The 19,499-nt window shown below is 64.3% G+C and carries 12 protein-coding genes; 3 read left to right on the top strand and 9 right to left on the bottom strand.

Features of this window, described 5'->3' with window-relative positions:
• Positions 1-180: 180 nt before the first annotated feature.
• Positions 181-2,421: a PEP-CTERM sorting domain-containing protein gene (locus I41_RS26375; RefSeq protein ID WP_145436091.1), complete on the top strand. Its 2,241-nt coding sequence runs from the start codon at positions 181-183 to the stop codon at positions 2,419-2,421.
• Here I41_RS26375 and I41_RS26370 read toward each other — a convergent pair.
• The 5 genes from I41_RS26370 to I41_RS26350 all read right to left on the bottom strand — a co-directional run bounded on the left by I41_RS26370 (position 2,403) and on the right by I41_RS26350 (position 10,188).
• Positions 2,403-3,803, bottom strand: coding sequence for a cytochrome c peroxidase (locus I41_RS26370; protein ID WP_145436089.1), 1,401 nt, complete (start codon positions 3,801-3,803; stop codon positions 2,403-2,405). The genes I41_RS26375 and I41_RS26370 overlap by 19 nt on opposite strands.
• 444 nt (positions 3,804-4,247) lie before the next feature.
• Positions 4,248-6,614, bottom strand: a complete 2,367-nt coding sequence (locus tag I41_RS26365) for a DUF4159 domain-containing protein (protein WP_145436087.1) — start codon at positions 6,612-6,614, stop codon at positions 4,248-4,250.
• Between the two features lie 13 nt (positions 6,615-6,627).
• The gene (locus tag I41_RS26360) at positions 6,628-7,845 is read right to left on the bottom strand and encodes a prenyltransferase/squalene oxidase repeat-containing protein (RefSeq protein ID WP_145436085.1); all 1,218 of its coding nucleotides are present in this window, start codon (positions 7,843-7,845) and stop codon (positions 6,628-6,630) included.
• A complete protein-coding gene (locus I41_RS26355) occupies positions 7,842-8,936 on the bottom strand; it encodes a prenyltransferase/squalene oxidase repeat-containing protein (protein WP_145436083.1) in 1,095 nt (364 codons plus the stop codon). The genes I41_RS26360 and I41_RS26355 overlap by 4 nt, the downstream gene beginning before the upstream one ends.
• 217 nt (positions 8,937-9,153) lie before the next feature.
• Entirely contained in the window at positions 9,154-10,188 is a 1,035-nt protein-coding gene (locus tag I41_RS26350; protein WP_145436081.1) for an aldo/keto reductase, read from the bottom strand.
• A 295-nt stretch (positions 10,189-10,483) separates the two neighbouring features.
• Between I41_RS26350 and I41_RS26345 the strand changes: the two genes are divergently transcribed.
• The gene (locus I41_RS26345; protein ID WP_145436079.1) at positions 10,484-11,380 is read left to right on the top strand and encodes a hypothetical protein; all 897 of its coding nucleotides are present in this window, start codon (positions 10,484-10,486) and stop codon (positions 11,378-11,380) included.
• 90 nt (positions 11,381-11,470) lie between these two features.
• Positions 11,471-12,619 carry a hypothetical protein gene (locus tag I41_RS26335; RefSeq protein ID WP_168207171.1) on the top strand — a complete coding sequence of 383 codons (1,149 nt, stop codon included), beginning with the start codon at positions 11,471-11,473 and terminating at the stop codon, positions 12,617-12,619.
• A gap of 311 nt (positions 12,620-12,930) precedes the next feature.
• On the opposite strand, the gene I41_RS26330 is transcribed toward I41_RS26335, so the two are convergent.
• The 4 genes from I41_RS26330 to I41_RS26315 all read right to left on the bottom strand — a co-directional run bounded on the left by I41_RS26330 (position 12,931) and on the right by I41_RS26315 (position 19,339).
• A complete protein-coding gene (locus I41_RS26330; protein WP_145436074.1) occupies positions 12,931-13,518 on the bottom strand; it encodes a DUF6036 family nucleotidyltransferase in 588 nt (195 codons plus the stop codon).
• Between the two features lie 313 nt (positions 13,519-13,831).
• Complete coding sequence (locus I41_RS26325) at positions 13,832-14,491, bottom strand: 3-keto-disaccharide hydrolase (RefSeq protein ID WP_145436073.1); 660 nt, start codon at positions 14,489-14,491, stop codon at positions 13,832-13,834.
• A 142-nt stretch (positions 14,492-14,633) separates the two neighbouring features.
• Positions 14,634-18,011 (bottom strand): efflux RND transporter permease subunit, encoded by a 3,378-nt coding sequence (locus tag I41_RS26320; RefSeq protein WP_145436071.1) that lies wholly within the window; start codon positions 18,009-18,011, stop codon positions 14,634-14,636.
• Between the two features lie 29 nt (positions 18,012-18,040).
• Positions 18,041-19,339: an efflux RND transporter periplasmic adaptor subunit gene (locus I41_RS26315; RefSeq protein ID WP_168207170.1), complete on the bottom strand. Its 1,299-nt coding sequence runs from the start codon at positions 19,337-19,339 to the stop codon at positions 18,041-18,043.
• Between the last annotated feature and the right edge of the window lie 160 nt (positions 19,340-19,499).

Raw genomic sequence — 19,499 nt, 5'->3', positions numbered from 1 at the left:
CCGGCGCAACATTCCGGGCGATTCTGCCCGAGTTCTCCATTTGCAGCGGAGCGACGTGCGTCCTCCGTCTGCCAGCGTGCAGAGGAAACAGAGATGAGGTTCTCGTCGTTAGTAGGTCCTGCGGGACGGATTAACTCATTTGGATCGGTCGCCTTAGTCGCATTCGTCGGTGCGACGATCATGCTTCAAGCGCGAGTGAGCCGTGCGGCAGTAAAGTCCTGGGCCGCCGCGAGTGGCAATTGGACCGCCGCCGGCAATTGGTCTCCCGTCGGCGTCCCTGGAGTCGCCGATGACGTGCTGATCGGTCCTCACATCGCCGCTGCCAACGAGATTGTTGCGCTCAACGCCAATGCGGCGGTCGACTCGGTGACGCTGACAGACGGGATGACGCTGCGGACGTCGACTGGTTCTCTCAATGTTGCCGGGGCGACGCAGATTAGCGGCCAGAACATCGTTGGCCCGTCGACGTTCGTCACCCGCCTGCGCATCGAAAACGGCGTCGGCGGCACCGACTTCACGACCGGGAATCTTTCGCTCAGCAACTTCGGCCGCGCGACGCTGGAGAACGGTGCGTCGATGCTCGTCTCGGGAGTCGCCACCATCGGAGCCGATGCATCGCTTAGCGGCAACGGCGTCGTTTACCTTTCGAAGAATAGCGCCGTCGCGCTCGACAACGATGGCCGCCTCGAAGCGGCGGCCGGCGGCCTCACGATCTTCCAAACGGCCAACGGCCGAATCGACCTCGATGGTACGAACGGGAACGGGCTAGTCGTCGTCAGCGCTGGCGGAGGCGCCGGGCTCACGCTCAACGGCGATCAGCTAAGCGATCCGTTCAGCGGCGACATGGAAATGGGATCCAACTCGCTGCTCAGTATGAACCTCGCCAACGGCTGGATCGCCAGTTCCTCCAGTTCGCTCACCGTCACCGGCGTCGGCGACCTGCCGACTGCGGTGGTCAATGGCGCGGCAGTCGATTGGGCCGGCGCGCTGACCGTCACCGGTAATCATGGCCGGCTGCGGTTCGACGCCGACGTCGCCTTGGCCGCCGCCACCGTCGTCAACGTCAATGCCGACGATGAACTCGAATTCGCCGAAGCGACCGACGTCATCGGCGGCTCGTACAATCTGTCGAGCGGCGCCGAACTTCGCTTCACCGGCGATACCATCGTAGGCGGCGGCAACTTCAGCACGGCAGGCGTCGCCGCCAACAGCGGCATGGTCAGCTTCTTCGGCCCGTCCGACTGGCAGGGGAACGTCCAGCTCAGCGGTCGGTCGCGCGTCAACGGCATGGCGACCGTGTCGGCCACGACGACCATCGACGCCGACCAATTCGACATCGATGGTTCGGGCGGCCTCACCATCTGGGACGTCAACGCGGCGTTCACCGTCAACGCCGATCAGATCGACGCTTCGAACAACTCGTTCGACGGAGTGATCGACGTCGGCGGCGGGTTGGCGAATCGCCTCACCCTCAATCTGTCGAACCCGGCGGACTCGTGGCAGATGATGGGGACGCTGAACCTTTCAGGCGTCTCTGGCATTTACATCACCCGGATCGCCGGGTCGCAGATGGACGTCGGCGGCACGGTGAACGTCGCCAATGCCGACGTCAATCTCTCGGCCAGCGTGACGCTCCTCGACAACAGCGTCGTGAACTTCGCCGCCTCAACCTCGGATCTTCGTTTTAGCGGCGCGTCGACGATTCATGCCGCCGCCGACTTCAATGGCCAGGGGCTGCTCCACAACAACGCCGACGGCGATGGCATGCAGATCGCCGGCGGCGTCAATCTGGGGCAAGCCGGCCTGGCGAACGAAGGTCGGCTCGCCATCGGCCTTGCTGCTCCGGGACAGGTCTCGGTCAATCGCTTTTCGAGCGACGCCGACGCATCGCTCCACATGTTCATCGGCGGCACGACGCCGGGAACCGAACTTTCCAATCTGCTCGTCACCGGCGGCACGGCGCAGCTCGACGGCACGCTGTCGTTGTCGCTCTTCGATGACGGCGGCGGTTTCGCGCCGGAACTGGGCGATCAGTTCGCCATCATCACGGCGCCGGGCGGGGTGGTCGGCCAGTTCGACCAGGTGGTGCAACCGCTCGGGATGCCAACCGGTCTACTCTTCGAGGTGCAGTACACGCCGACCAGCGTCGTTCTCTTCGTGGACAACACGTTCGAAGCCGACTTCAATCGCGACGGCGTCGTCAACGGCAACGACTTGGCCGTCTGGAACGCCGCCTACGGCGTGAACAATTACGCCGACGCCAATAACGACGGCGTCTCCGACGGCGCCGACTTCCTCGTCTGGCAGCGGCAATACGGCTTCGGCCTGCCCGTCGCCATGGCGACTGCCGTGCCCGAGCCGACTGGCGTTGCGCTGCTGGTCATCTCGCTGGGAATGGGCGTCTACAGACGCCGGCGCTGATGAAGCGGCAACAGCCCGGCGGCCGCGAGGGCAAGGACCGCCACTGCGTTTGGCTCCGGCACGGCGGCAGTCGCCGCGGTGAGCGACGAGGCCATATCTTGCCACGTTAGCCCAAAGTTGCGCTGCCAGGCTAAGTAGTCGGCGCCATCCGAATCGCCGTCGCCGTCGGCGTCGGCGGCGCCGGTCGAGCCGAACGCGGTTTTCCAGATCGCCAGATCATTGCCGTCGACGGCGCCATTGTTGTCGAAGTCGCCGGCGAGCTGGACGAATGGATCGCTGAACAGTTCGTTCGTGAGGAAGCTTTGGTCGGTGAGCGTTTTCAGGAATGCCACCAGGGCCGCCTTCTGCTCCGCCGTAAAGTCGGGGCGGAATGGTTGTCCGCCCGCAACTCGTAACCTCGCGTCGAGGTTTGGATTGTTTTGAATGCCGGTGCTGTAGAAATTCACGACGTCTTCGAGCGAGGTGAATCTTCCGTCGTGCATATAGCCGTCGCGGACTTCCGCGTTGCGGAGAGAAGGCGTCTTGAACTGCCCGACGCCGGGCGGATTCACGCCGATATCGGCAGCGTTTGTGGCGTCGAGGCCGATGTTGCGCGGAGCGTCGCCGACTTGCGCCGCCGTGACGTGGCACTGATTGCAACGTCCGGCGCCATGGAACAGTCCGGCGCCCTCGATCTCCTGCGCCGTGTAGCCGGCAGCCGCATAGTTCGGAGCACCCGGCGTCCCCGCCTCGACGGCATCATCAAACTTCGACTTGTAGGAGACCATCGAACGGACGAACTGCGCCAGCGATTTCGAGATTCGCTCCGACGTCACCTCCGGCGTGCCAAAGGCGTTCTGAAACAGCGTTGGGTAAAATGTGGTGGCGGCAAGCTCGGCGGTTAATTCCGTCAGATTCGTCCCCATCTCCACCGGATCCTGGATCGGCATGAGGACCTGATCCTCCAGCGTGTTGGCGCGCTGATTCCAAAAGAACTTGCCGTTTTGATAGTACGCGCCGTTGCTAAGTCCCATCGAGTGGCGACCCGTCAGTCCCCCCTCGAAGCCCAGGCTCTTTGTGGCCGGGTCGGAGAAATCGTTCTGTTGCTTATGACAAGACGAGCAGCTTAGTCCGTCGTTATGCGAGAGGCGATCATCATAGAAGAGGACGCGACCCAGCGTCGCTCCGGCGTTGGTGATCGGGTTCGTCGCGGGCGTATTGTTCAGGGAAGCGACGGCTCCGTTCTTAAAATGGTTCGGCAGGTCCGTGATCGCGTACTTCACGTAGTCCGCCGTCGTCGCGGGCAACGCAGGCACGCCCGGTGAAGCGGCGCGCAATGCCCGCGGTCCGCAAACAGCGACGGCGATCAATGCAAAAATTCCGGTGCGGCGGAGTCGCGTCATTGAGTTTCCGACAATCGAGGGAGCGCAACCTGCCGCAGAGAATCAGCGAGGCAGGCGGCGAGCGGCAGATCTGTTCCAAAGTACGGCCAACATGCCGAAAGCACGCACGAAGCGCAGCGGCGCCCGGCCAACCCCATCGTACTGGGGCGTGGAACGGGGTCAACAAACAGGGTCGATTCGTGATGTGGCGCCCGCCGTGCCGCGGAGCTCACTCAGCGTCACCGGCCACGCCAGCTTGGTCGGTGAACTCGGCCGCACGCGATTAAAACCCCGCGGTCACGCCGCGGATTCGGCAACCGGCGCCAGAAAACTGGAAATTCTCGCCTTGGAAAACGCGGGATTGCCGTGCCTTCGCGAGCGGCGCCGTTGCGCAGTCGCGAGAGTGTGCCGCGCAGCGGCGTGTGCCGCACTTGTGCTAGCTGGATGGAAATGTGCCCCCCGAACTTAATGAATCGCGTAGAGCAGCGCGTTCAAGCTGATTCGGGCCGCGTCCTGCCGCGAGTAACCCTCGCACTGCGGGGCCGGACCTTCGAGGGAGCAACTGAGGTCGTACGGCGAGAAAATGACGGCATGGCGACCGTCGATCGTGATCGCTTCAAGTTGCGGAGCGCCGGTGGTTCCGCCGCCGGCGCGAGCTGGCCCGCCCGGGCGGTCGTTCGTTACGGCGCGAGGCTCCGTTGCGCCCGGACGGCGTCGCGACACCCGCGAGAGGTCGTAACCGCCGAATTCGGGCGTGAAGAGGCGATCGTCGGCGGGAATCGGGGCGAGCGGCGTCTCCGGAAAGATGATCCCCAACTCCCGGCGCAGCGACTCGGCGAACTCGCGGTTCGCGCAAATCGCATCCGCCAGAATCGTGCCGCCGCGACTGACGAATTCCTTCAGTCCGGCTCGCTCGGCCGGCGTCAGTTCGAACGAAGATCGCCCATGGAACATCAAAAAGTTATTGCTGAACAGCGCTGGCGAGGCGAGCGACACCTCCTGCGGCACGGCCATCGTCACGTTCAACTCGCGATCGGCCAGCTGCAGCAGGCTTCGCAGCGCCCCGGGAGCGCCTTCGCAGCCGCCGGGGTGCAAAATGTTCGCGATGCGGATCTGGCCGCGCGAGTGATCAACCACGTCGTCATTGCCGACGGTCGGCAGCGCAGGGTCTTTGAAGACCACCTCGCGGTTGGTCGCGTAGGCGAGGATGTTCAGGCCCAGCGTTTCGGCTTGTTGAATGCGAGAACGAACCTCGGGCGCGTACGTGTACTCGCGGCCGCGGCCCATCAGCTCCCAGCGGCAAGCGAAATCGCCCGGCGTGTAAACCACCGCCGTGCGGCAGCTGACCTCAACCCCGAGGACGACCGAGGCCGCGGCGGGATCGATGGCCTGCTCCATCCGCCAGATCGGATGGCTCGGCGGCAGTGGCGCGAGTTTGGCGTCTGGCTCAGGAAAAAGCTCGGCGATCAGCTGGCGAGCGGCCGCGTCGAATTCCCCGCCCTGGCACGATTGGTCGAAAAACAGAAAGCCCCCGCGGTCGACGTACATCCGCAGCTTGCGTTTTTCGTCGGCGGTGAACCGCGGCGCATCGTGCCCGCTGATGTACAGTACGGGCGTCTGCAGCAAGTCTTCCACGGTGGCGGGATCAAGGTCGACCACCTGATGCGCCAGCGGAAGCTGCCAGGCATGTTCGACGCTGGCGACGAGATTGTGGAGCGCGCCGCGATGGCGATGCCAGTCGCCCAGCGGATCGTGTTTTACGTGGGCCAGCAATAACGGACGACGGCCCTTCGCCAGGAAGAGCAAGTAGAAGCTCGTCGACACGCGCTTATCATTGAGATGCTCCTCGTCGAGATCCGAAGGCCAAGCGCCGTTGGGCAATTGCAAACCGACGACCGTTTCAGCCCCCTCGCGGTACCAATCATGGTCGCCGATGAACCGCTGGGCCGTGATCCGCCCGACTCGTTCCAAGGCGAACAAATAATACGAGTGCCAATAGTCGACGCCCGGGTTGCGATTCACCGAGAAGTTGCGGGCGAGCCAGGAGTTGGCGGCGTCGAGCTGCTTGTTCGGCGCCTGCGGCTGACAGCAGGCGATGGCGTCCCCGGCGACGCGGGCATCCCCCGGTTCGAGTCGTTGCGACGCCGCAAGCACCGACGCGATGCCCGCCGCCGTCATGCTCCCCGTTCCGGGGTAACCTGGCCCCCAGCCCCACGAACCGTCGGAGTTCTGCGAGCGCCGCCAGTACCCCAGCGCCAGCCGCCACGTTTCTTCCTCGGCCATGACGCCCACGCGCTCTGCTTCGTAGAGCGCGAGCATCGCCATGTGGGTCATCGAGTTGTCGGTATGGTCCGGCGTGCCGGGAGCGGCGATCGCCCACATGCCGGCGTTCTCGCCGGCGCGGATCTGATGCTCCTCCAGCCAGCGGACGTTCCGCTGGATCAACAGCAGATCACGCTCGGGCTCGGCGTGGCAAAAGACCATCGTCTGCAGCGCCGCCGTATAGGTGGCGTCGGGGCGGAAGCTGCGCAGGTGCTTGAGCGCCTTCGCGACCGCCTCGTCCGTGACGTCGCAGCCAGACTGCAACAGCGCCAGCGTCGCCAGCGGCGTGAGTCCGCCGGCATACAAAGGGCGTTCTTCCCACGTGCCGTCGTCGCGCTGTTCAGATTTCAGGAAGCGGACGCCGCGTGCAATGGATTCGTTCACCTGTGCAGCGGTGACGCCGCTCGGCTGTTGACTGAATGCGGCACTGCTTGACGCGATCATCGCCGCGCAGGCCAGCAGCGCGATGAGCCACGCACGATGACACCGTAAGGAAATCAACTTCGGCATTTCGACCTGAGGACTAGTCACTGTTCTGGAGCGACCGCAGCGCGACGAGCGCTTCCAGCGCCAGGCACGTCGCGGTCAGCGGATCGTCTTCCCGCATTGTCGATATTCTATTGGCCCACGAGCCGTCGGGACGCTGACGGCCCATGAGCTCAGCGGCTAAGGCTGGAGCTTGGGCCGCGGACGGAGCCTCAGGGCAGCGGACAAGCGCTTGAGCAAGAGCGGCCGCATAGTAGTAGAACAGACCTTCGGACGCGGTCTGCGAAACTTCGTCCGCTGGGAATCCGGGAACCGCATCGACTTGCGGGCGGCGACCAAGCCAATCGATCGCCGCCGCGACGCGCGAATCGTACGGCGGGACGCCCGCTGCTCGCAGCGCCAGCAGCCCATCCGCGGTGGCCGTCCCGTAGGAGCGCGCCGCGAACGGATCGCCAGCGTGCGCGGGTTCGATGGCGCCGGCTTTATTCAGCTGGTCCAGCGGATCGCTCAGGAACGCGAAGCCGCCGTCGCCGTTCTGCCGGCGGGCCAAGAATTGCTCCGCGAGTTCAAAAGTGGCGACATAGCGATCCGCGACTGGCGCGAGCGCTTCGAGCGCGAACCGCGTGGTCGAGAGATTCGACGTGCGGAAGGAACTCGGGTCGGCGACGGCGCCGCCCACCAGCCCCCAGCCGCCGACATCCTCGGCAGTGGCCAGACCGTTTGGCAGCGGTCCGCTGACTTGAGCTGCCGCCAGGTAACCCTGCATCCGCTGCATCTCGTCGGCGTACCGAGCCCGATCTGCCGCCGGTAACCGTTGCAGCGCGATCAGCGCCAGCGCCGTCGCGTAGGTCGGATACTCGCTCGCATCGCCTGGCGCGCGGATCGCACCATCGGGGGAAAGGTTGCCCAATAGACACGGCAGGGCGGCGTCAATCGCGCGCCGAGCTGAAGTTTCGCTTCCCGATCGATCCAGTTCGTCAGAGGCGACGGATGCTAGCGCCGCAACGGCAAGCCCCGTCGCCGCCGGGCCCGCTTGCAACTGAGTATAGGTTGCTGAGCGCCACGAGCCGTCCGGCTGCTGGCTAGTGACGAGCCACTCGACGCCGCGTCCAATCGCCGCGTCGATGGCGGGCCGATCCAGTTTGGCCGAAACGTCGCCCGCTTCGGTGCGACTCCACCACAGGCCAGCGGCGAAGACGCCGACGCCCCACAGCACTGGCCACAGTCGCAGCTGACGCCGCCGGCTAACGCTCATAGATTCGAGATCGACAAACAGTAGTTCGGCGTCTGCAGCGTCAGTAGCGCGGCCGCCGTGCAAAACGTCCGGTTGGTGATGCAGTGATGCCCTGTCCAGCTGCCGTCGGGGTTCTGCACCTTCATCAGCCCGTCGCTCACCAGCGGGTACCACGACGTCCCCTCGCCGCCGGGCGACTGCAACAGGCACTCGCTTACCAGGAAGAATGCGAGATACTCCTCGCCGCCCGCTTCCTTGAACGGGCGTTCGTCTTTCTGTGCGGTGAAGATCGTGCGCTCCAACGATTGCTTGTAGAGCGGGTCGTCACGATAGCCCATCGAATAGAGCACGCGAATGCTGGAAGCGTTTTTGTAGAAGTCGTGCATCCAGCCTTCTTGCGATTGTAGTTTGAGGCGGAGCTGCTTGAGCAATGCTTCGCCAACCTGCTGCGCCGAGGCGTCGACCTTCATGCCGCACGAGGCGCTGTTGCGCAAGCTCTCCCAACCGAGCACCGTCCCTAACACCGGCGCCCAGCTTTCGTTTCCCCAAGTGCCGTCAGCGCCTTGCGTGTCGCTGATGTCTTGCACCAATCGCTCAAGCGTCTGGCGGACGTCGTTGTCGGCGTCGCCCGTCTCGCCGATGATTTCGCTGAGAAACACCGCCGCGAGAAATCGATCGGCGTTCAGCCCAATTTTGTGCTGCACAAGCGTCGTCCGGCCTGGGCGGCGCGCTCCGCGCGGCAGCGCATTGCACATGTTCAACACGGCGTCGAGCACGCGACGCAGCTCGTCGGCATGCGGACCGCCGTACGGCGTATTGCCCTCGGCCAAGAGCGCGAGTCCGAGCATGGCCGTGCAGCTCGGATCGGGCGGATAATTCTCGTCCGCGCCGATCTTTCCGTCTTCCCGCATGGCGCCGAGGAGCCACTTCATCCCTTTGTCAATCGACTTCTGCCCCGCGGGAGTGACCGCCACCGGTTGAAACGTCCCCAGGCCGGCGCCAACTTCCATCTCCGCCGCGTTGAGTTCGTGTTCAGTCGTAGAATGCAAAACCTGTTCAGCGCCGCACAGAGCCAACACAATCAGCGACGGCACGAGGCGACGGCAGGGCATGGAGGAGACCGCTCAGAAATGTAGGGTAGGAATTGGCGCAGCGCGACCGGCCCCTCCATTGTACGCAAGTCAGGCGCCGACGAGCCCAAATCCCATTCCACCGCGGCCAATGACGGAGCGAAGGATGCACGCACGTTGAAACCTGCGACGTGCCGTGTCGAGAAATGCAACGGCCGACGACGTCGTGCAATCACCGCTCTACGCCGACGAACTTGATTCAAACAGGCTTCGGATTCCGCTCCGAAAAGTGGACCCGCTGGTGCCAGCACGGATACGCTGGCGTGACGTCGCTGGCGGCGTCGAGTCTGTCGATTTGCTCAGGAGTCAGGCTCCAACCGACCGCCCCAATGTTCTGCCGCAGTTGCTCTTCGTTGCGAGCGCCGATGACGACCGTCGCTACCGTGGGGCGTTGCAGCAGCCAGTTCAAGGCAATCTGCGGCACGCTCTTTCCCGTTTCCGCGGCGACCTCGTCGAGGACGTCGACGACCGCATAGAGACGCTCCATCGGCACGGCGGGGCCGGCGTCGAGAACGCTTTGGTTTTGCAGGCGGCTCCCCGGGGGGATCGGCGTCCCCCGGCGAATCTTCCCCGTCAGCCGGCCCCAGCCCAACGGACTCCAGACGACGGCGCCAACGCCCTGATCGATCGCCAGGGGCATGAGCTCCCATTCGTAGTCGCGACCGACCAACGAATAATACGCCTGATGCGCGACGTAGCGGCTCCAGCCATAGCGATCGCTCGCGGCTAGCGACTTCATCAGCTGCCAACCCCCAAAGTTGGAACAGCCGATGTAGCGAATCTTGCCGGCGCGAACCAAATCGTCGAGCGTTCCAAGCGTTTCTTCGACAGGCGTCAACGCATCGAACGTATGGAGCTGGAACAGGTCGATGTACTCCGTTCCGAGGCGGCGCAGCGCTGATTCCACGGCCTCCACGAGATGGAATCGCGACGAACCGACGTCGTTGGGACCGTCGCCTGAGCGAAAGGTCGCCTTGGTGGAGATGAGCACGCGCTCGCGGCGTCCCTTGATCGCTTGCCCCAGAATCTCCTCGGCCAGACCGTTGGAATAGACGTCGGCCGAATCGAACATCGTCAGGCCAGCGTCGAGACAAATGTCGACCAGCCGCGACGCTTCTTGAACGTCGGTCTCCCCCCAAGCTTTAAAGAACTCTGATCCGCCGCCGAACGTGCCGGTGCCGAACGTGAGGGCGGGGACGGTGAAACCAGAGTGGCCGAGGCGTCGGTATTCCATGACGAGCGTTCCTGAATCGCGCGGGTGGCGGGGAAGGGCGGGCATTCATTTTCGCGAAATTCACGCCCAACGACTAGAGCTACCCCTCGCAATCGCTACGACCCGCGCTCCGTCGTGGTCGTGGGACGCCTCCTGCCTTGCATTTCTGACCTAGGGTTTCGTTATGCCCGGCGATCGGTTAGTCGGCGGGCCTTGTCAGCGCGCTTTTCTGCAGGCTCGTCGCACGCGACGAACCCCATCCACTTCTCACCACTTTTTTCTCGAGGGCGCCGAACTGTCGGCACGGGGGGTATTCATGTTGAAGCGGATTCCACGGTACGTATTAGCGGCGTCGTTCATGAGCGCCACGGTGATGGCTGCCACGGTCCAAGCTCGCGGCGGACATGGCGGCGGGCACGGGGGCGGGCACGGCGGCGGGCACCACGGCGGCGAGCACAAGTGGGGCGAGCACAAGGGGGGCGAGCATCACGGCGAGCACCATGCCGAGCATCACAGCAGCGAACATCATCACTCCAGCGAACACCACCATTCAAGCGAGCACCACGCCGATCATCATGACGCACATCGCGGTTGGCATCACGACGCCCAAGGCTGGGTGAACGGCCGCCACGGCCTGGATCGTCCGTTCACGAATGAGTGGTACGCCGGCCATCCCGGCGCTTGGCGATACAACTATCTCGCCGGCGGCCTGTGGGGCTGGGCCGGGCTCGACACGGTGAACTCGTGGCTTGGCTGGAACGCGGGCGACGCTAACGTCACGGCCGCGCCGGCCGCGAACCAGCCCGCCGTGACGACGATCGACCAATCGCCGGTGCTCGCTGCAAACTACAACGCGGACGAAACGGCCTCGAGCGACGAGAACCAGCCCGCCGGCGATTGGTTGCCGCTGGGCGTCTTCGCATTGGAGCCCCCCGCCGAGGGAGGCGAGCAGCTAGTGCAACTCGCTCTCCGCCGCGATGGGACGCTCGAAGGCGTTGCTTACTCGAAGGCGACCGACGAAAGCTCGAATCTCGTTGGCGAGGTCGATCGCGAAACCAACAACGCTTATTGGAAAGTCGACGCCAATAAGGATGTCGCGTTCTCGGCGCCGCTCAAGACCCTCACCAGCGGCGAAGGTCCAGTCGAAGTGACGCTGGCCGATGGCGAGAAAGAGACGTGGACTTCGGCCAGACTGAAGCAACCAACGGAGTAACCGGCAGCGAATCGATTTCACATTCAGGTACGGACTTCCTGGGCAGGACTGTCCAGGGAGTCCGCAAATTCTTCTCTTGAGGCAATTCAGATGTCAAAGCGTTCTTTGGGAATGACCATCGTCATGGCTTGCCTGGCCATGGTCGTGATTGTGGCGAAGGTCGAGGCCCGCGGCGGTCGGGGCGGCGGAGGCGGAGGCGGCGGTCGTGCGTTCAGCGGCGGCGGAGGCCAGTTCCGCGGAGGCGGCGCCGGGCGCGGTCCCGGCGATGTGGGCGACCGCCAACGCGGCGATCTGGGCGGAGCCATCGGCGGCGGACTCGACGGCGGAGACCACCTCAATGGCGGGCTAGGCGCCGGCGATCGACTCAACGGCGGGCTTGGCAGAGAGGATGGTTTGGCCGGCGAGGGAACGCGATCGGTGGCCGACGGCGCGAAGGGTGAAAAGCAACTTCAGCAATTCCTCGGTCTGCCGCCTGACGGCGCCCGCGGCGTTGCGGACCACGGACCAGGCGATCGCGGCGACGGCCGCGCGGGCGAGCAGGCGTCTCAGCGGGCCGGCGAGTTGCGAGACAATGCCCAAAACTGGGTGAACAAATTCAACGCGGGCAACGAGCCCTTCTCAGCGGGTTGGTACGCCGACCACCCCAACGCCTGGCAGTACACGCACCCGCACGCCGATGCGTGGGCGGCGGCAGGCCTGGCCGCGACGACCGCTTGGATCGGAGCCGCGGCCTACGACGACGGCGGCGACTACTCGACCACCGTGGTGAACGAAGCGCCTGACGACGAAGACGACTCGACGGCGCAGAGCGTGTCGCCCGAGTCGCCGCTGGCGGCCAACGTGGCGGCCGACGACCAATCGGCCGCTGGGGGCGATTGGCTGTCGCTCGGCGTCTACGCGCTCGAGCCTCCCGCTGGCGGCGAGAAGGAACTCCTGCAGCTGGCCGTGAGCAAAGCCGGAGAGATCAAAGGCGTTTACTACAACGCCGACGACAACCTTACCGAGAATATCACCGGCACGGTCGACCGCGCAACGCAACTGGCGACTTGGAACGTCGTCTCGACGCCGGAGTTGCAGTTCTCCGCGTCGCTCCAGGCGCTGACGTCATCCACCGGCGAAGTGAACGTCACGGCGCCCAACGGCGTGCAGCAAACCTGGTTCACCGCTCGCCTGCAACAGCCGCAGGACGCTGCCGCGGGGAATCCGTCGTCGTCGGAGGAGGTGATCAGCACGCCGTAAGGCAAGCGCGCTCGGATCCGGCTCTGCCCAGAAGGCAAGCCGCTCCTGCCGCTGACGGCGTGCGTCGCGGATCCACCGTTGGGACGCGAGCGAAAGTCACGAACTCGATACGGGGCCGACGCTTCACGTCGGCCCCGTTTTCATTGATGCGTGCTTTCTGCCAAAGCTCGAACGTCGCCAACTCGACTCACTTACCGCCAGAAAAGTCCGCGCAACCAAACGCCGCGAGTTCGATTGCCGGAGCTGACATTCCGGCCGGCACGCCACGCCTTACTCGTAGCATGAATGGTTCGGATCAAATGAGACGTCGCTTAGCGTTCGTCCCTAAGGCGCTGAAGTCGTCCCGCCAGATCTTGGCCGACGGCATCCCCGAGGTCTGCCGCCGTTTGTAAACAGTATTTCCAGTCAATGTGATCGCGCTGGGCGATTAACAATCCTCTCAAATCCTGGTCGTCTTGCGGTCTTCCGGCAAGCGTCTTCATGATGAGCAGGTCCTCGGTCGTCGCCGTGGCCACGGGATGGCTGAAGAGCTCGATTGGCTCTGCTCGCGACACGGCCAGCTGCTCGAATCCGGAGAGTCCAATGGCGACGTCGACCTTCACTCCTGTCACGCGATGACGTAGCGGTAGGATGAACGCGCGCTGCACCACGTCCGCCACGTTGTCGAACAGCGGTGCAAACGCCGTCTGCGGAAGCTCGTTCACGAGGGCTAGGGCTTCTGGCAGGTCTGTCGCGATGACGAGATCAACGTCTGCAGTCACGCGCGCTTGGCCGCGTAGAGACGTTGCTAATCCGCCGATAAGTGCGTAGCGAATGTCGCGAGATTCAAGCCAGCGGACCGCTTCAAGAAGCGTGATTTGCAGGAGATCGGTCACGTCGAAGTCGGTCTGAGATTCCAAAGGCAGCAACCATCTTTTCGCGAATCGCTAACTTTGATTCCCAGCGTCTCTCCTCCAGCTGTTTACTTCCCTCGTGAGCCTGGCATCGCGGGAAGACCAGATTGAATAAACTCGCGTAGAGTTCCCACCGATCGGCAGGCGTTTGATCTCGCGCCCAGGCAGCGTCAGCGTCGCGAGTTAGCGACTCGTAAAGAGACCAGTCTTGGCCGGGCGCGTTGAGCATTACTCAATCATACCTTGCTCGCGGCCTAAAACTATCGCGGCCGGCAGAAGTTTGCCGGCCGCGATCTTTGCAATCAAGTTAACGAATAGCTTACTTCAGCGGCTTCACCTTCACCGAGCGGTAGTGCGTCTCGCTGTCCGGATCGTGCCCCTGCAGGGCGAACGTCCCCGAGCCGATCTTGGCGTCGTCCCAGCCATCCTCGCGCTTGAAGTCATCGGGCTGGGTCCATTCGTTGACGACCTTGCCGTTGACCTTCACCGTCACGTGGTTTCCCTTCACGGTGATGTTCTGCGTGAACCATTCGTTGTCCTTCGCCGGCGATTTGTCCATCACGTTCTTGATGTTGTAGAGGCTGCCGGTCTTCTTGGGATCGCCGTGAGTCTGGTTCACCTGCACTTCGATGCCGGTGGTCGGCCAGCTCTTGGGCTGGTACTTCGTGTGGAAGTACATCCCCGAGTTGGCTTTTGGCTTCGTCAAAACTTCGCATTCGTATTCGAAGTCTTTGAAGTTGTGGTTCTCAACCGGCCCGTCGTAGAACAGATGCGCTGCTTCGCCGTGGGCGACGATCTCGCCGTCGACCACCTCGAACGTTTCCGGATGATCTTCCGAAACCTTCCAGCCGTCGAGGTTCTTGCCGTTGAACAGTTGGTACCAGCCATCCTTGTCTGGTTTAGGAGCGTCGGCCGCGCGGGCCGCTGGCATCAGGGCGAGGCCGACGAGCAGCGCGGCGCAGGTGAGGGTAAACTTCATTGCAGGGTTCCTTGAGAGTCTTTGCACGGAGGCGGACGGAGGAGCGACGACCCGCGCCTGAAGGCTCAGCCGTGGCGTCGAGGGAGATAGCAACAGGCTACTAATGGAGCGGTCGCGGGGCAAGCGGCCGAGGCGCGCTGCATCACCCCGGAGCAGCGTTTCGGGCGAGAATCGGGGGGACCTGCGGCGGGGCTTCCACCGCTCGCCGCCGCACAAAAAACTCGCTCAGGTCGTCCAGCAGCGAGTAAATCACCGGCACCGCCAGCAGCGTCAGCAGCAGCGACAGGGCCTGCCCGCCGACGACGAGTACCGCGATCGACCGCCGTTCTTCGGCCCCAGGGCCGGTGGCGATCAAGAGCGGCACCATGCCGGCGACGAATGCGACGGCCGTCATCAAGATCGGCCGCAGGCGATCGCGATTTCCCTGGAAGATCGCCTCGGTCCGCGGCAGCCCTGCGGCGCGCAACTGGTTGATGTGGTCGACCTGCAGAATCGAGGCCTTCTTCACCATGCCGAACAGCACCAGAATGCCGAGCGCTGAGTAGAGATTCAGCGATTCGCCCCCGAGCCACAGGCTGAACAACCCGAAAGGTATCGCAATCGGCAGCGAAATGAGAATCGTCAGCGGATGAATCAAGTGCTCGTACTGCGCCGCCAGCACGATATACATGCAGACGAACGACAACGCGCAGGTCCACAGAAACTCGTCGAGCGTCGTTTGCAGCTCGCGCGCGCCGCCGACGACGCGCGTCGAGTACCCCGGCGGCAATCCCATGTCCTCGGCGATCAGTTGCACCTGCCGCGCCTGCTCTGCCAACGCATAGCCAGGCGCGAGATTCGCCCGCACCGCCGCCATCCGCAGCCGATCGAGTCGGTCGATCCGCGACGGGCTGAACGTCTCCTCGAACGACACGACATTGTCGAGCCGCGTGAGCGGAAACGCTCCGGCCTCGTACCCCAAGCCGGGAACCAGCGTCGGCTCCGGCGCCGGCGTCGTCCGATTCGCGGCGTTCACGGCCCGCGGATTGGCGGTCCGCACATATAGCTGCGAGATGTCGCGCGGGTCGGCGCGATCGACGCCGCGCAGCCGCAGTTCCACGTCGTAGGCATCGTCCGCCTGCGAATCGTAGTAGCGCGACACCCGATCGTCGCCGCCGACCGCGATCCGCAGCGTGTCGGCGATTTCGCGCACGTCGACGCCCAGCGCCGCCGCTCGTTGCCGATCGATATGCGCCAGCAGGTTCGGCTTGTCCATCCGCAGCGTGCTGTCGACGTCGACCAGCCCCGGCAGCTCCGCCGCGATGCGGTCGCGCAAGCGATCGGTGAAATTCGCCAGTTCGAGCAAATCGGGTCCCGTGACGACGAAATCAAGATCGACCGGCGCCCCTTGGCGGAACGACGTGAGATTGCGGACCGACGCCCGCAGCTCTGGATGTGCCGCGACGATCGACCGCACCTCGCGCATCTTGTCGCGCTGATTGTAATTGCCGCGGAACGCCGCCGCCGGATCGCCGTCGAGAACTCCGCGCCAGAGGCGCCCGAACGAAAACACCCGCCCCTCCAGATCGTCGAGTCGCACGTACATGCTCGCCTGGCTCGTGCCGCGGGGCGAACTCCCCGAGACGGTCGATAGCACGTGAACCACTCCCGGAACTTCGCGCACCTTCGGCTCGACCGCCTCGATCATCTGCTCCATCGCCGTGATGCTCGTCCCCTCGGGAGCCGAGATGCGAACTTCGAACTCTCCCTCGTCGACGTCGGTGGGAATGTAATCCTGCTGCACCATGTGGTAGAGCGGCACGTTCGCGGCGATGACCACCGCGGAAAGGGTCAGAATGAACCAACGCTGCCGCATCGACAGTCGCAGGCACCACATGTAGAAGTTTTCGATGTAGCGGTAGAACCCTCGCCGCGACGCGACCTCGCCGCGCTCGGCGGCGTGAACGGGGTCGGGAATCTTTTGCGACTGGTGGGCGCCCTGCGATGCTGAGGTTTCCAGTCGCAAAAGGCTCCCGACCCCTTCCTCCTTCCCTGCGCCTTGAGGCGGCTTCAGCATCCGGCTGCACATCATCGGCGTCAGCGAGAAGCTCACCAGCATCGAGATCATCACCGCCACGGTCGACGTGATGCCGAACTCGTACAACAGCCGTCCCGTGACGCTCGACAGAAACGACACCGGTAGAAACACGATCACCAGCGAGATCGTCGTCGCTAGCACCGCCAGACCGATTTCCTGCGTGCCGAGGATCGCCGCGCGTTTGGGTTCCAGCCGCTGCTCTTCGATCACCCGGAAAATGTTCTCCAGCACGATGATCGCATCGTCGATCACGACGCCCACCATCAGCACCAGGGCGAGCATCGTCACGTTGTTCAGCGTGAAGTCCATCGCCTTCATCACGGCGAAGGCGCCGACGATCGACGTCGGGATCGCCACCGCCGCGATGATGGTCGAACGCCACGAACGCATGAACAACAGCACGATGACGCTCGCCATCAAACTGCCGATGACCAGATGGTTCTGAATCTCGTGCAGCGCCGCGCGGATGTACCGCGATTGATCCTGCAAGATCTCCACGCGCACGTCGGGCGGCAACAGCTCCCGCACTTTGGTTAGGCGCTGCTTCACGGCGTCGATCACTTCAACCGTGTTCTCGCCCGATTGCCGTTGCACCTGCAGCACCACCGCCGGCTGCCCGTCGAACAGCGCCAGCGACCGCCGCTCTTTCGTCAGGTCGACCGCGCGCCCCAAGTCGCCGATCCGCAACGGCACGTCCCCGACGGTCGATACGACCAAGTCGTTGAAATCCCGCGAATTCGGCAGCCTCCCCAGCGTCCGCAGGCTCATCTCGCGGAAGCCGGCGTCGACGCGCCCGGCGGGAATCTCGGCGTTCTGCGAGGCAATCGCGTCGTACACCTGCATCACCGACGTCCGGTGCGCGGCCAGCCGATCGGCATCGAGATCGATCTGGATCGCCCGATCCGACGCCCCTTCGATCATCACTTGGCCCACGCCGCGGGCCGATTCGATGATGCTTTTGACGCTCCGATCCGCCAGCACATAGAGTTCCCGCGGCTCGCGTTCGCCGAAGACCGCCAACGTCATGATCGGCGACGCGTCGAGATCTTGCTTCTGCACCACCGGCGGGTCGATGCCCGGCGGCAGGCGGTTCAGCACGCTGTTCACCGCGTCGCGCACGTCCTGCGACGCGACGCCAATGTTCACGTCGAGTCGAAAGGTGATGATCAGCATCGAGACGCCGTCGTTCGACAGCGAGCGCAACTCGTCGATGCCCGCCACCGTCGCCACCGCGTCCTCCAGCGGCTGCGTCACCTCCGATTCCACCTCCGCCGCCGCCGCGCCGGGGTAATTGGTGGCAACGCGAATCGACGGCAAGTCAATGTTCGGAAAGCGGTCGATCCCCAGCTGCGGATACGCAGCGGCCCCTGCAACGACCACTGCTGCAATCAGCATCAGGGCGAAGACCGGCCGTTCAACGCAAACTCGGGCGAGCCATTGCATAGAGCTAGGAAGCTGTCAGCGATCAGCTTTCAGCCAGAGGGAGAATTGTCAGACTTTACGGCAGGGGGTGCTTCTTCCTTTGTCGGCGGGGTTTGCGCCTCTTCATTCTTGCTGACCGCTGATAGCTGATCGCTGACAGCTTCACCAGCGATCGTCACCGGCCCGCTGCGGCCATCGTCGGCCTTCGCCACGACTTGATTCCCTTCGACGAGCCCGCTGACGACCTCGACCAGCCCGCGCTCTTCGCGCCCCGTCCGAATCGATTGCTGCGCCGCCTTCCCGTCCGCCACGAGCCACACCTTCTCGACGCCGGCAAATCGCGTTACCGCCGCCGCTGGCAGCGCCAATGCCTGAGCCTCCGGGTCGACAATCACATCCGCCTCGGCAAACAGCCCTGCCTGCAGCGCATGGCCAGGGTTCGGCACGTCCGCCTCGATCCGCACCGCCCGGCTCGTTTGCGTCACGATCGGGCTCACGCGCGTCACCTCGGTCACCAAGGGCTCCTGTGCGCCGGCAATCCGAATCTCGACCCGCTGGCCCGGTTTGATCTCCCCCGCCTTGCTCTCCGGCACGCCCGCCGTGAACCGCAGTCGCTCGGCTCGCACCAGCGACGCCAGCGGCTGCCCCGGCGAAACGTACTCGCCCGGCGAAACCCGCCGCGCCTCGACCACCCCGTCAAACGGCGCCACGGTCTCCGAATCAGCTAACTGCTGCTTCGCGAGCGCCAGTTCCGTTCGTCGCACGCCGATCATGGCCACCTGCGTGCTCACCCCGTTGAGCGCCGAGTTGTAACGCGCCTTCGCCGCTCGCATCTGCGCCACGAGCGTGTCGTACTCGCTCCCAGTGATCGCCCGCGTCGGCAAGAGCGCCTTGGCCCGATTGACCGCCGCCTCCGCTTCGTCAACCAGCGCCTGCTCCAGCTGCACCGGCGGGGCATTCTTGTAATCAAGCTTCGTTTCGTCTTCGTACGCCTTCAGCCCGATCGCCGAACACGCCTGCTGCAGCTGCGCCTCGGCGAGCTTCACCTGCAGATCCAGCTCGCTCCGATCGAGCGTCACCAGCGGATCGCCTTTCTTGACGATCGACCCCAGGTCGACGTTCACCGCCGCCACCCGCCCGGCAATCTTCGCCCCAATGACCGCATCCTCGTCGGCCAAGAGCGCCCCCTGAACCGTCACCGTCCGCGGCCAGGCCTGCCGAGCCGCGACGATCACCTCCACATCCTTCGGCGCGAGCGGAGCCGGCGTCGCGGCCGCCCCGTCATCCGGCGATGCGACATGGTCGCAGCCGAGCATCGCTACCATCGCGACCGCGCTGGCGGCGGACATAGTCAGGAAGAAGCAGCGGGGCAGGGCAGGGAAGAACATGAAAGGCCTGTTCGACGAGGCGGCCTCCGGCGGATGCACCGCCAGGCCGCGAGGAGCGTAGGACCTTCATTATAACCCCGCGGCCGGGCGCGGGGCCGGCGTTTTGCCGCAGAAACGCTGG

This window comes from Lacipirellula limnantheis (genome assembly GCF_007746075.1).
Classification (GTDB): Bacteria; Planctomycetota; Planctomycetia; order Pirellulales; family Lacipirellulaceae; genus Lacipirellula; species Lacipirellula limnantheis.
Note: the sequence above shows the minus strand (reverse complement) of the source record. Positions and strands in the feature narration are given on the sequence as shown.